The sequence below is a fragment of the Deltaproteobacteria bacterium genome, assembly GCA_011773515.1.
Lineage (GTDB): Bacteria > Desulfobacterota > Deferrimicrobia > J040 > J040 > WVXK01.
Genome location: WVXK01000109.1, coordinates 18,357 through 31,860, shown reverse-complemented (window position 1 = coordinate 31,860; position 13,504 = coordinate 18,357). Strand labels below are relative to the sequence as shown.

Sequence of the window (13,504 nt, the reverse complement as noted above, 5' to 3'; positions counted from 1 at the left end):
TCCAGCAGAGGGTCTTACCAATCATAATTGCAGATTTGCACATTCAATTCAACTGACAACATACGGGGTCAGTTCCCATTTTCTCACATTTTGTCCCTCTTCCTGTCCCAAAACCTGAGGATATGGGAACTGACCCCATTGTTTGCCATTATTTGGTGGAGGGTATCAGAGCCAAAACTCGGGATACCTGCGGCCCTCCGGGATATTGTTTACGAGGAGTGCCACCACCAGCATCACAACAGCACCGAGGCCGGAAGGAATGACGACATAGAGATAGCCCAGGTTGTGAATTTTGCTGCTGCCTATCACCGCGATCAACGCGGTCGCCCCGCCGGGCGGGTGCACCGTCTTTGTGGCGTGCATCGCCGCAATCGCCGTTGCCACTGCGACGGCAGCGGCAAACCACAGGTGAGAGGGCAATACCTTATAACAGGTTACCCCGACGATTGCCGATACTAAATGCCCCCCCACGAGGTTCCTCGGCTGGGCGAGGGGACTGTTGATAGCACCGTATATCAGAACCGCCGACGCGCCAAAAGACCCTATTACCATGACGAGATCCGTCTTCTCAATAACATTGAAGTTGATATACGAAACGGCGCCGATACCGAAAAAGGCACCGATCCATGACCAGACAATGTAGGAAAAGCTGGCCATAGGCGGGCTCTTTGTGACTCCCCTCATTTTATCGAAATAGCGCTCTTTTGGCTTTGTTCCCTTATCCATGTCTACGACTCCTCGTTGTCTCAGGCTCAACAAGAAACCCCCCGCTAAGTTGCTCGATCCTGCTTCAACATTGAGATGCAGATCACGGGCCTGTTATTTCTTTTAATCAACAAGGAATTGTAAGGAGGGTAGAGGGGTCAGTTCCCATTTTCTCACATTTTGCATAAACCACTCTGCTCCTGCGAATATCAAGCAGCTGCTACTTGTCTTCTCTCTTAGAAAAAATTCTAAAAACCTGAGGATATGGGAACTGACCCCGGTTTTGGAGGGGGTCAGGCTGTCACGGGGGCTTCAGCGGCCTGCCGGCGCCGCCTCTGGTTCAGGAAGATTGCCCCGTAGATGACGAGCCCGAAGGGCCACACCAGGTAGGGGTGAGAGAGCCCGAACCATTCGGCCACTACCCGGGGCTGCATCATGACGAAGGTTACCACGAGAAAGAGGGGGATCTCGTACACCTTGTTTCTGTGGGTAAACCAGCCCTGGGTAGCCGATGCGAAGGCGAAGTTGCCCACGCAGGCCGTTGCGAAGATGAGCAGGGCGATCCCCCATGAGTCGATCCCCTGGAGGATCAGCTCATGGTTGAAGATGAACATGAAGGCGATCATTGCCGTCCGGATGTCGTAGAGGAAACCCTGTATCCCGGTGGGTACGGGAGGCGATTTCGCGATGGCGGCGGCGGCATATGCCGCCAGGCCGACTGGTGGCGTGTCGTCGGCCAGGATGCCGAAGTAGAAGCAGAACAGGTGGGCCGCCATGAGGGGAACGATGAAACCGTTTGCCGCCCCCACCTCGACGATGATGGGGGCCGTAAGTGCTGCCATGACGATGTAGGTAGCGGTCGTGGGCAGGCCCATACCGAGGACCAGGCTGGCAATGGCGGTGATGATCACCAGGGCGAAGATGTTCCCGCCGGATATGAACTCCACGATCTCGGTGACGATCCCGCCGATCCCCATGGTCACCACGCCGACGATGATGCCGGCTGCCGCCGTGGCAATGGCCACGGTTACCATGTTGCGCCCCCCCGACACCAGCGCGCCGACGATCTCCGCGAGCCCCTGCTTTATCCCCGGCATCACGGGCTCCTTCCTCATATAGCGCCTCACGGGATGCTGCAGGACCATGATGAAGAACATGACCACGATGGCCCTGAACGCCGCCAGTTCCGGGGAGTGCCGGGGCACGACCAGTTCGTAGACCAAAACGGCGATGGGGATGAGGTAGTGGGCACCGGACTTGAGCACCTCGAAGAAGCGGGGCACCTCGGCCGGTGTCAGCCCCCTGAGCCCGAGCTTCGATGCCTCGATGTGTGTCAGGAAGAACAGGGTGGCGTAGGACACGAAGGCCGGGATCGCCGCCGCCTTGATCACCGCCAGGTAGGGCACGCTCAGATATTCGGCGATGATGAATGCCGCCGCACCCATGATGGGGGGGGCGATCTGCCCGTCGGTGCTGGCTGCCACCTCGATGGCGGCCGCCTTGACGGGCGGGTAGCCCACTTTCTTCATGAGGGGGATGGTGAAGGTGCCGGTGGTGACGATGTTGGCGATGGAAGAGCCCGACACGAGCCCCGTCAGGCCCGAACCCACGATGGCTGCCTTGGCCGGCCCCCCCTTGAACCGTCCCAGGAGGGAAAGGGCCAGCTCGATGAAGAACCTCCCCGCCCCGGCCCGCTCGAGCATTGCGCCAAAGAGAACGAAGAGGAAGACGATCATGGCCGAGACATCCAGGGGGATCCCGTAGATCCCCTCAGTGGACAGGGAGATCTTGTCGACGTACTTCGCCAGGCTTGCGCTCTTGAAGGCGAATGCCTCGGGCATGTTCTCGGCGAAAAAGACGTAGAAGGTAAAGGCGGTGGCGATGACCGTTAGCGCCGGACCCACCACCCTTCGCGCCGCCTCGAGCAGGAACAGGACCAGGACGCCGCCGACTGCGATGTCACGGGCAACGGAGGTACCGTACCGCGCCATGATGCCCTCGTAGTCCAGCCAGAGATACAGGGCGCTGGCGCAGGCGGCGATCCCCAGGACGACGTCGAAGAGGGGGATCTTTGTCCTGACCGAGAGGAAGGACAACGCCCCTTTTCTCGGCTTCCTCGCTGCAGGAAAGCAGAAGTAGGCGATGAGCATGGCAAAGCCCAGGTGGATCGCACGGACGTAGATGGAGTTCAAAAGCAGCCAGCTGGCGATGGAGAGCTGGAAGAGACACCAGAGAATAGCAATTGCGGGGATGATGTACCTCTGCCAGCCCTCGGGATGGCGGTACCCCGTCTCCTCATCTTCCGCGATTCGCCTGGCCTCCTCTGCGGCCGCCTCGTCCTCCTTCGGCAGGATGAGGTGGCCCTCTTCATCCACTATCCTCTCTCTTTCCCGCTCCGTCATCGGCCACGTCCCTCACCCGGTTTCTGGTTGTGCGCCCTGCATTCGCCTCCCTCGAGGGGCGGACAAAGTGCGGGCGGGACCGGTAAGGCCCCGCCCGCGGCTCGTTTCACTTCAAAAGGCCCGCTTCCCGGTAATACTTCATGGCGCCGTCGTGGATGGGCGCAGAGAGCCCTTCGAGCATGTTCTTCTTTGTCAATACCGCATAGGCCGGGTGCAGTTTCTTGAACTCCTCGAAGTTCTCGAAGACCTCCTTGACGAGGTTGTAGACGTAGGTGTCGGCGACCCTGGCGGAAGTAACAAAGGTCGCCTTCACGCCGAAGGTGGGGATATCGGCGCCGTTTTCCGCGCCGGGGTACTCGGCCACGGGGACGATGCTCGGCGCGTAGTAGGAGTACTTCTTGTAGAAGTCGTCGGGCAGGACAATGGGTATGAACTTGACCTTCCTCGTCCCGCTGGTTGCCTCCTTGAACGCTCCCGAGGGGTGCCCCACCGTGTAGAAGAAAGCGTCGATGCGGCCGTCCTGCAGCATGCCGGGGGCCTCGGCGGCCTTGAGGCCCTCGGACATGAGGTCCTTCTCGAAGTTCAGGCCCGCCGCGGTCAGGGCGTCGATGGAGTTCTGCCTCTGACCGGAGCCGGGGTTGCCGATGTTGACGCGTTTGCCTTTCAGGTCCTGGATGCTGTTGATACCCGTGTCCACCGCCGCGCACAGGGTCAGGCTCTCGGGATGGATGGCGAAGAGCGCCCGGAGCTCCTTCTGCGGCTTGCCGGCCCACTCGGAGTTCTCGCTGCCAAAGTAGGCCTGGTACTGCCGGTCGGACTGCACCACGCCGAAGTCAAGGTCTCCGGACATGATTGCGTTGATGTTGTAGACCGACCCCCCGGTGGACTCCACCGTCAGGCGCATGCCGTACTCCTTCTTCTTAGCATTGACGATGCGTGCTATGGCTCCGCCGGTGGGATAGTAGACGCCGGTCACCCCGCCGGTCCCGATGGTGAAGAACTTGGTCTCGGCCGATGCCGGGGTGAAATCCGCCCCCGCCAGCGCCACCGCGGCGAGGACCACAACAAACAGAGAGATTCTTCTCATCTCAGCCTCCTCTTTCGTGGTTGTTAACAGACACCTCCAGCGCAAGCCTATCCGGTATGGACTCCGGCCTCTCGAGCGCCCTCTCTGCTATGGATCCCCCGCTGTACCAATAAGCCAATTGGACCCGAAGAGCTCGGCCGCGGCCCACATCCCTTTCATCCTGCTGGGCTGGCATATTTCTATTTTCGACCGATACGATAATCTACAGTTACATTTATTCTCATTCTCTTATTCAATCACAATAGACAGCATACATTAAAGATGAGAAGGATAAGAATTCGGACTTCCTTTAAAAAACTGACCCGGGTCTCACGTTAGGATTTTTAAAGGGAGTGCACTCAGTGCCCGCCCCCGTTTCCGTTGCCAAAGTAAAACCAGTAGTATTCCTCATCCACGCTCAACGGCCTTCTCGCCTTTTCCTCGACGAAATCCCATCCGCTCCCGATCAGACGACCATTCTGGAAGACCAGGGGGGTTAACCCCCCATCTGCGATCCCATTGTCCCGGTAGACCTCATCCCAGTATCCCACGCGCAAACCGATGCGATCGGTAAAGTAGTAGACGATCTCGTAGTCTTCTTCTCCAAGCTTCTTCAATTCCGAGTGATAGGGATTCTTTACCACCACATCCTGGTATCCTGCGATGTATCCTTCGAAATATATCCTCTGCCTGAAAGTTTCCTCATCCATCCCCATGACATCCAAAACTTTCTCCTTACTCATACCGGTTTCAACCCTCTTGAGGTTCGCCGCATTACGGGAGACGAGATCAATTGCATCAACACGGGAAAATACGAGCAGAAAAAGGGCTGACACTCCCAGACACACTATTTTTTTCATGGATATCACCTTCCTTTTCTCATGTTTCCCCGCTGCTTCGATAACGGGGCCCTGCGATGCCGGTTACCGTCGTCATTCCAATTTATTTCCCATTGAGAAACCGCCATCTTGAAAAGATGCTTATACCTAATATTTTACTCCAAACCGGAAAATCGTGATTCGAGTTCCTCTCAAAGTTCAATGATCAAAGTTTACAGTTTAAAACATCAGAGCAATCAGAACTAAAAACATTAAAATGGGCTTGATTGAATGGGGAAGATAAAAGATGGGGTGAGTGATGGGAATCGAACCCACAACCACCTGGGCCACAGCCAGGTGCTCTGCCTTTGAGCTACACTCACCACCAATCGCAAACAGGCTAAGATTATACAATGCGCGCATTTGCCGTTCAAGGTCAATTGTCCCCGCCGGCTTGTGGATGCGCAGCAGACGGTTCACAGGGGCGACGGGCTTACCGGGGATCGGTCAGTAGCCACCCCTTTTCCGGACAAAATCGCCGGTATATATGTAGTCGTTGTCCGCCCTCGCGCTGTGACAGTTGATGCAGCCATCCACTTTGCCCGCCTTCTGGACAGAGCCGTCGGGACCATACTTTGCCCAGAACCAGTCTCCCCCCGAACTGTAGAATCCCCGTATCTTGTACATGACCGTCACGGCGGCGAGCTCCTTCTCCGGGCTGTAATTCTCCTTGACGATCATGGCGCCGTCGGCCATCTCCCTCCCGGCCTTTATGGAGCTGACGGCAGCTTCGTTCAGGTAGGTGGTCAGGAATGCGCCGTGGGGAGGCTTGCCCTCGTAGAGCTTCCCCTTACCGGGCCAGAGGTCCCACGTTGTGTATTTGCTCTCCTGGGTGATGTACCGGTAGAGCAGCTGCGGGTCCGCGGGGGGAAGGTCTGCATCCCGAGAGATTCCAGACTGATACGTACTGCAGTAAACAAAAGAGATAGCGAAAAAAGCCAGCAGAAAAAACCGGGGAACCCGGGTCTTCATAGGCCCACCTCCTTTGAGAGTTTGTCCCGACCGGCAAACGGCTTCCCGGCCGGCCGGGCTTCACTAAAAGCGGCGGCGGGGAAGCCGCGCCCCTTTGCCGCCCCTATCGGTTATGGCAGCAAGCCGCCAGATCTATTATAGTATACGCGTAAGCAGACCACACACGGTGAGGTACCGGATGAAGTACGGAGAGAAAAAGATCGCGGAAGCCAAGCTCGAGCCGTGGGAAAACCCTTTCCCCGGGAGAAACTACACGATCGAAATCAGCTTCCCGGAGTTTTCCTGCCTCTGTCCGAGATCAGGATACCCTGACTACGCAACCATCCGGATAGAGTACGTTCCCGATAAAAAGATCGTCGAGCTCAAGTCATTGAAGCTCTACCTCAACGCCTACCGCGACAGGCACATTTCACACGAAGAGTCTACGAACAGGATCTACGAGGACCTCCACGCGCTCTTGAAGCCCCGCAGGCTTAACGTCACCGGAGACTTCAACCCGCGGGGCAACGTCAAAACCATCATCAAAGTATCATCGGAAGATCCACTGCGGGAGGGGGACCTGGATACCGAGATGGAGTAGGCGACAATTCGGAAGTCGGAATGCGGAATGTGGAGGAAAACCCAGAGTTCCCACAATTTGGGCGCGCGGGAGAATGAAATGCGGTTATTATGTCCTCTATTCGTTTACGTTACCGAATAAAAAAGGCGGGAAAGACCCCGCCTTTTTTCCATCCAGATAATATTTTTTGCTTCATCCGGTTTTGTTGTCATCGTTTTTGGCTTTGATTTTCACTCTCCATTCCGAAATCCGCACTCCCCATTTCCATCTTCTCTACAGATAGGGGTTGTTGTGCATCTCCCTGAGCCGCCGCCATCTCCGGTCCACTTCCTCCTGGAAAGAGTCGAGCTGGGGCTTGCACTCGGGCCTGAACAGGTGTTTGGTCTTTCCCATGTACTTCAACCAATCCGTCACGGGGATCTTGTTGCCCTTCTCCTCGGGATCGTAGTTTATGGTCGTGATGCCGTTCACGACCTCGTAGAGGGGGAAGAAACAGCAATCGACCGAGGCCTGGATGATCTCCATCGACAGGCGCTCCTCCGTCATCCAGGCGAGGGGGCACATGGATATGAGCTTGCCGAAGACCAGACCCTGTTCGGCAATCTTCTGGGCCTTGGCCGCCTTCCGTATCATGTCCCGGTAGTTGGATTCGGCAGCGGTGAAAACGTACGGGATGTTGCAGGCCGAAAATATCTGTGCCGTGTCTTTGTGATGGGTCGTCTTCCCGTGCTGGTAGGGCCCGAAATGGGACGTGGAGGTCTGGTGGCCGAGGGGCACGGTAAAGGAGAGCTGGCTCCCCGTGTTCTGGTAGCCCTGGTTGTCGTATTCGATGATGATCATCCGGTGCCCCCGCATGGCCGCGCCGATGCTGATGCCCATCCCAATGTCGTGCCCGCCGTCTCCGGTGACCATCAGGAAGGTTATCTTTTCGTCCTCGGGAATCTCACCCCTCTCCTTTTTCTCCTCGAACATCTCCACCACGCCGGACAGGGTGGCGGCGCCGTTCTGGAAGAGGTTGTGGATGTATGTCACCTTGTGCGACGTGAAGGGGTACCCCGTGGTAACGACCATGCCGCAGCCGGTATGGAAGAGAACCACCACATGCCCTTCGAGACCCTTCAAGAAGATGTTCAGGTTCGTGAAGATACCGCATCCCGGACATGCGCCGTGCCCGGAGGCCACCCTCTTTGGCATCTCCGTGAGCTTTCTCGCCACGACTCCCTTTACCTTGACCGCACCCGATGCAGCATCTTCCGTCACCGTCAGGAGACCGCTGGACTCCTTATCCTCGATGGGCCGGAAAATCTCCTTGGGCTTGTACTTCATGTCACCCGGGTTCGCGCCGTGGAACTCATAGGGGACATCCACCTTGCCGGTCCGGGCTATCTTCATCGCCTCCTCGAGAAGCTCGAGGGCATCGTCGATGAAGAACTCCTTGCCGCCTATCCCGTAAACCCTGCTGGCAACCTTGACCCCGCTCCTGGGCACTCCCTGCAGGACCGCCTTGACCTCCATGGTCATCTGGCCTGCCCAGCCGCCGGGGTTGTCCTGCCGGTCGGCAACGACGAGACCCTTTACCCCTTTCAGCGCATCCAGCACCTCGTTTACCGGGAAGGGACGTATGACGTTGAGCTTGACCAGCCCGACCTTTTTGCCTTTCGCCCGCAGGATGTCCACCGCCTCTTTCGACGTCTCTGCAGCAGAGTTCAGGATGAGCAGGGCGGCGTTGGCACCCTCCATGCGGTATTTTTCCACCATGTCGTACCTTCTCCCCGAAAGCCTCCCGTACTCGCGCAGGACTTTCGGAATAACCCGGTACGCCTCCTCCATTGCCGCTGAAAGCTGCTTTTTGTTGTTGATCAGGTCGGGGTCGTTCATGTATGGGCCTATGGTCACCGGCTTGCTCGGATCGACGGAGGTGACGGTGGGCACAAAGGGGCCCAGGAAGTCCTGCACAACCCGTTTGTCCTCGAAGTGGTAGATGAGCCTTTTCTGGTGGCTGGTGAAAAATCCATCGAAGGCGACCATGACGGGAAGGCGGACATCGGGATGCTCGCCTATCTTCGGGGCGACGATGTTCATGTCGTAGACAGCCTGTGGGTCGGAGGCCATGAGAATGATCCAGCCCGTGTTGATGGCAAGCATGATATCCGAGTGGTCGCACCGTATGTCGAGGGGGCCCGAGACGCTCCGGGTAACGATATTGAATACCATGGGGAAGCGGGAACCCGACTGCACGGGGAGCTGTTCGAAGCCAAACATGAGGCCGTTGGCGGAGGTTGCGTTGAATACCCTTCCACCCGCCGTGGTGGCTCCGAAACAGATCCCTGCGGCTCCGTGTTCTCCGTCGCCCGGTATCATCCTGATGGTGTGGACCCCTTCGGCCCTCATCGCATCGAGCTCCTCGGCGATCTCTGTGGAGGGCGTGATGGGATAGTAGCCCATGAGGTGGTAGTTGATCTGGCTGGCGGCCAGTGCAGACACCTCGTTCCCGCTCAGGAAAATCGGCACCTGAGCAGGCTTGGGCCTGGTCTTCTTTGCGGCTAACTTTTTTGCAGGCATTCCCTTTGCCATGGTACTTCTCCTTTACCTGGAAAATTTATGCTTCACGATAATGTCGTTGATATCGTAGTCGCTCTCCTTCACCGGCTCGATGGCGCCAAACTTGCAAGCCTTCGTGCACCGGAGGCATCCCTTGCAGTACTGGTAGTCGATGCCCTTCAATATCATCCCCTCTTTCCCGGTCTTTTTGTCGATTCCCTTCTCCCAGACGAAGCAGTAGTCGGGGCAGTACATGTCGCAATCACCGCACTTGGTGCACTTTTCCTCTATGAAAAAGGGGATGAACCCCACCCTGCTGGCCGACAGGTCCTTGAGCGATGTGTTCCCCACGCTGTAGATCACGCCTCCTATCGGGGCGTTTTCATAGCCAAAATCGGGAAGGGTCCTTACGAAGGGAACGTGGGCGTACTTGCCGTCCTCACCGTACGTCTTGAGCTCCACCTCCTTGAACCCCCGCTCGAGGGCGGCAAGGTTTCCCGGCATGGCGGCGGGATATTTCGCCCCGAAGGCCGCCTTGACGGCTTCTTTCAAAGCCTTCAGCTCGATAAAGCCGCTGGCACGGGCGATGGCGCCGAGCAGGACCATGTTCACCCGCGATTTCGTCTGGATCGCTATCTCCGTGGCGTCCACTGCGCCCACCGCCCCGCTCGATATCATCATGAAATCCCTTGCATCGTCGGCGCTCCTCTTCGTGTTGAGGATCACCGCCCCATCCTTGAGGAGGCCCGCCGTTACGGGAAGCGTTTTGACCATCGACTCGTGGAAAATCGCCAGGATATGGGGCTCTTCGATGGGGCTGTTTACGCGGATCTCCGTTTTCGGCTCCGCTACTCTCACGAAGGCCTTCACGGGTGTCCCTTTCTTCTCGGAACCGTAGGACGCAAACGATGAGGCGTTGTACCCCATGCCGAACACGAGAGCTTCGGCGAGGATCTTCCCTCCCACGTTTGCCCCGAGGCCCCCAATCGACTCCATTCTCACCTCGAAGAAGCCAAACTCGTTCTTCTTCGTGAGCTTAGGAGTTTTCTTCCTCGAGGATCTTGCCTTCACTGCCATGGCGCATACTCCTTTTACTTTGGAATAAGAAGAAACTTCAATTTTAATTTATCAGCCAAAAAAATAAAACCTTTTTTTAAATTTCTCTCCTGTACGCGATCGCCTTGCCGACGGTAAGCTCATCGGCATACTCGAGGTCGGAGCCGATGGGCATCCCGTAGGCAATTCTCGTGACCCGCACCCCCAGAGGTTTCAGGAGCGCCGAAAGGTAGGACGCCGTGGCTTCCCCTTCGACGTTCAGGTTCGTAGCGATGATGACCTCTTTCACATCCTCTTCCTTCACCCGGCTGACGAGGGCGTCGATCTTCAGGTTTTCCGGCATCACCCCGTCGATGGGAGAGAGCGCGCCGCCGAGGACGTGATACCTGCCGTCGAACTCCCCGCTTTTCTCGACGGGGAGGATCTCCTGCGGCTGCTCTACCACGCAGATCACGCTGCTCCTGTCGTCGCGCTTGCAGATCTCGCAGATCTCCCCCTCCGAGAAGTTGCCGCACCGGGTGCAGTAGCAAATCTCCCTTTTGGCTTTCAAAATCGCGTGGGCAATCTGCTCGGAGAGCCCCTCCTCCCTCTTCAGGATGAAAAGGGCCATTCTCAGGGCGCTCTTTTCGCCCACGCCGGGAAAATTGCAGAGGCTCTTGATGAGCTCTCTCATGGGACCGGGGAAATATCTCATCAAAAGAGCCCCGGAATATTCATGCCGCCCGTCAGCTTCGACATCTCCTCCTGAACCATTTCCCGCGAGCGATTTATGGCCTCATTCACCGCCGCCGTGACGAGGTCTTCGAGCATGCCCACCTCTTCAGGATCCACGACTTCCCTCTCTATCGTAACGGAGATGATATCCCCCCTTCCATTTGCCACGGCCGTCACCATACCCCCACCAGCGCTGGCTTCCACGGTCTTTTTCTCGAGCTCTTCCTGCAGCTTCGTGATCTTTCCCTGCATCTTCTGGGCCTGTTTGAGCAGTTCGTTCATGTTCTTCACGTTACTCTTCCTCCTCTTCCTCCTCCGTGATGAAATCTCCCGACATCCCCTCCATCTCGTCGCCTCCCCCCGACGGCCCGGCGGGGATGTCTTCCTTTCTTCTTCTCTTTCCGGGGTCGAGCTTTACGATCTCGGCAATTTTGGAACCAGGAAACTCCCGCAGAAGCTCTATGACGACCGGATCGGAAAGGACGCGGTTTTCAAGCTCATCGCGCCCCTTTGGCGAGTCACCCTCCTCGATGCTTCCCTGGTCGTCTTTCTGCAAGATTACGGTAACGGGTTTTCCGAAAATTTCCCCGACAACATTCTCTATGATATGCCATTTGTCCGGCTCTTGCAACTTGTCAAGGAGAGCCTGGAACTCGCACCGGATGACAAATTTCTCCCCATCGAAGCCCCCCTGCATGTTTTCCAGAAGCCCCTTGAGGACGTACTTCTTGCGTCGCGAAACACCGTGTAAGAACTCCTCCCAGGAAGCACCCAATTCGGCCGGCTTTCCCGCACTCGCCCCTGTCTCGGCTCCGGAGCTCCCTCCTCCCCCGGTGCCTCCCGACGGGACTGCCTTTTTCGAGGCGGTGACGGAAACGTCCGGGAAGCGCCCCTCTTCCCTGCCGGGCCGCGCTTTCGAAACGGCAGGGCCCGTTTTGCCCTCCACCATATCGGCGATGCTCAGAAGCTCCCTGAATGACACCGCCCGAAGGAGCATCGCCTCGAAGCCGGGAAGGGGAAATTCGGACAGCAATATATCCCGTTCGCTCTTCAGGATGACGTCGAAAAGAAACAGGCTTTCCTGCCGGGAAAGCTTCGCCGACACGCCGGTGACGGCGGTTATCACCTGCTCCGTCTCGCCCTCCAGAATGGACCGGTCGTCCGTGAAGCGGTAAAGCGCCACCCTCCGGAAAAAGGCCAGGAATGAGGAGTAGAGGTTTTTGAGGTCGCAACCGCCCCCGTAGAGGTTGCGGAGAGTGGACAGGGCATCCGCCACGTTCCCATCGACAACGGCCTCCCCGAGGCGGGCAACACCGGCGATTTCCGGATATCCCAGTATCTCGAGGACGTCGTCGTAGGTCAGGGCACCATCGGTGGTGAGGGCACACTGTTCGAGAATGCTCAGAGAATCCCGCAGTGACCCATAAGCCACGTAGGATATGTAGGAGAGGGAAGGCTCATCGTACCGTATGTCCTCTTTTTCACAGATGAGTTTCAGGTGGCTCAGAATTGTGGCCTCCGGGATGAGGCGGAAGTCGAACCGTATCATGCGGGACAGGACCGTTTCGGGAATCCGGAACGGTTCCGTGGTTGCGAGAAGAAAGACGAGATGGGAGGGAGGCTCTTCGAGGATCTTCAAAAGGCCGTTGAAAGCCTGCCGGGAGAGCATGTGAACCTCGTCGATGATGTAAACACGGTAGCGGCCCTTGGAGGGGACATAGACCGCCGTCTCCCTGAGCCTCCGAACGTCGTCGATACCCGTGTTCGAGGCACCGTCGATTTCCAGCACGTCCGTGGACACGCCGCTTAAAACCTCCCTGCAGATATCACAGGCATTGCAGGGGTCGGGAGGCGTTCCCCTGTCGCAATTTATGGCACGCGCAAACAGCCTGGCTGCCGTGGTCTTCCCGATACCCCGGGTTCCCGAAAAGAGGTAGGCATGATGGATTTTCCCTTTTACTACCGCGTTTTTCAGGGGGGTAACGACGTGGTCCTGACCGATTATCTCATCGAACCTCTGGGGCCGCCATCTCCTGGCGAGAGCTTCATACGACATATGCACAAATCCGGACGTGAACATTACCTGGCGGTCAGGCGTGTCCGGAACACACGGGATTTGGCTGCTACCGCTGCTTCCTTCCGGACCTGACGGGGTTCACAGCTTCCCGTTGCCCGGGGCCTAACCGCCAGTCATTGTCACCGAAAAAGGAATGGTATTCAATGTTATCAGATGTTTCGGCAATCCGAAACATTTTATATCCAAATGCCAGAAAAATTTCCCGGCGCCCCGGCCGGAAAAATGACTTCGCCGTCTCGAAGTGCTACAATCTCTTCGGGCCATCGGCAAAACTACCCTCGCGAAGGAACGGTACCATGCAGCCCTTCGACCTTTTTTTTCGAAAATTTACAGATAACCTGTTGAAATCAATAGACATTGGCGATACAGGCGACGCCCTTCGCCCCTTCAGGATCCCGGAGGCCGTGTTCGCCGTCGGCCCCGAGAGCCCTGACCCGCTGCGCCCGATTTTTCCCTGCAGGGTCATGGTCTTTCCGAAAGAGGAGATGCTTGCCTCCTATATACATTTCTTCGTGGAACGGAGCAAGGACATAC

At 57.1% G+C, this 13,504-nt stretch carries 12 protein-coding genes, 1 tRNA gene and 1 other RNA gene; 2 read left to right on the top strand and 12 right to left on the bottom strand.

Features of this window, described 5'->3' with window-relative positions; genetic code table 11:
* Positions 1-165: 165 nt before the first annotated feature.
* The 6 genes from GTN70_11740 to GTN70_11715 all read right to left on the bottom strand — a co-directional run bounded on the left by GTN70_11740 (position 166) and on the right by GTN70_11715 (position 6,023).
* Positions 166-726, bottom strand: coding sequence for an HPP family protein (locus GTN70_11740; GenBank protein NIO17630.1), 561 nt, complete (start codon positions 724-726; stop codon positions 166-168).
* A 272-nt stretch (positions 727-998) separates the two neighbouring features.
* Complete coding sequence (locus GTN70_11735; GenBank protein NIO17629.1) at positions 999-3,107, bottom strand: TRAP transporter fused permease subunit; 2,109 nt, start codon at positions 3,105-3,107, stop codon at positions 999-1,001.
* Between the two features lie 106 nt (positions 3,108-3,213).
* Positions 3,214-4,194: a TAXI family TRAP transporter solute-binding subunit gene (locus tag GTN70_11730; GenBank protein ID NIO17628.1), complete on the bottom strand. Its 981-nt coding sequence runs from the start codon at positions 4,192-4,194 to the stop codon at positions 3,214-3,216.
* Positions 4,195-4,532: 338 nt separating this feature from the next.
* Entirely contained in the window at positions 4,533-5,033 is a 501-nt protein-coding gene (locus GTN70_11725) for a hypothetical protein (GenBank protein ID NIO17627.1), read from the bottom strand.
* Between the two features lie 266 nt (positions 5,034-5,299).
* Positions 5,300-5,374: transfer RNA gene (locus GTN70_11720), tRNA-His, on the bottom strand.
* A gap of 124 nt (positions 5,375-5,498) precedes the next feature.
* Positions 5,499-6,023: a hypothetical protein gene (locus tag GTN70_11715; GenBank protein NIO17626.1), complete on the bottom strand. Its 525-nt coding sequence runs from the start codon at positions 6,021-6,023 to the stop codon at positions 5,499-5,501.
* A gap of 178 nt (positions 6,024-6,201) precedes the next feature.
* Here GTN70_11715 and queF point away from each other — a divergent pair, with 178 nt between their 5' ends.
* A complete protein-coding gene (gene queF / locus GTN70_11710) occupies positions 6,202-6,603 on the top strand; it encodes an NADPH-dependent 7-cyano-7-deazaguanine reductase QueF (GenBank protein ID NIO17625.1) in 402 nt (133 codons plus the stop codon).
* 252 nt (positions 6,604-6,855) lie between these two features.
* Here queF and GTN70_11705 read toward each other — a convergent pair whose 3' ends face one another.
* From GTN70_11705 to ffs, 6 genes are all read right to left on the bottom strand, one after another.
* Entirely contained in the window at positions 6,856-9,144 is a 2,289-nt protein-coding gene (locus GTN70_11705; GenBank protein ID NIO17624.1) for a pyruvate synthase, read from the bottom strand.
* Between the two features lie 24 nt (positions 9,145-9,168).
* Entirely contained in the window at positions 9,169-10,200 is a 1,032-nt protein-coding gene (locus GTN70_11700) for a 4Fe-4S dicluster domain-containing protein (protein ID NIO17623.1), read from the bottom strand.
* A gap of 76 nt (positions 10,201-10,276) precedes the next feature.
* Positions 10,277-10,873 (bottom strand): recombination protein RecR, encoded by a 597-nt coding sequence (recR, locus tag GTN70_11695; protein NIO17622.1) that lies wholly within the window; start codon positions 10,871-10,873, stop codon positions 10,277-10,279.
* Positions 10,873-11,184, bottom strand: a complete 312-nt coding sequence (locus GTN70_11690) for a YbaB/EbfC family nucleoid-associated protein (protein NIO17621.1) — start codon at positions 11,182-11,184, stop codon at positions 10,873-10,875. The genes recR and GTN70_11690 overlap by 1 nt, the downstream gene beginning before the upstream one ends.
* Position 11,185: 1 nt before the next feature.
* Positions 11,186-12,949: a DNA polymerase III subunit gamma/tau gene (dnaX, locus tag GTN70_11685; protein ID NIO17620.1), complete on the bottom strand. Its 1,764-nt coding sequence runs from the start codon at positions 12,947-12,949 to the stop codon at positions 11,186-11,188.
* Positions 12,950-12,978: 29 nt separating this feature from the next.
* An RNA gene (gene ffs / locus GTN70_11680) (signal recognition particle sRNA small type) lies at positions 12,979-13,078 on the bottom strand.
* Positions 13,079-13,311: 233 nt separating this feature from the next.
* Between ffs and GTN70_11675 the strand changes: the two genes are divergently transcribed.
* A partial coding sequence (locus tag GTN70_11675) for a hypothetical protein (GenBank protein NIO17619.1) occupies positions 13,312-13,504 on the top strand: 193 nt, incomplete at its 3' end.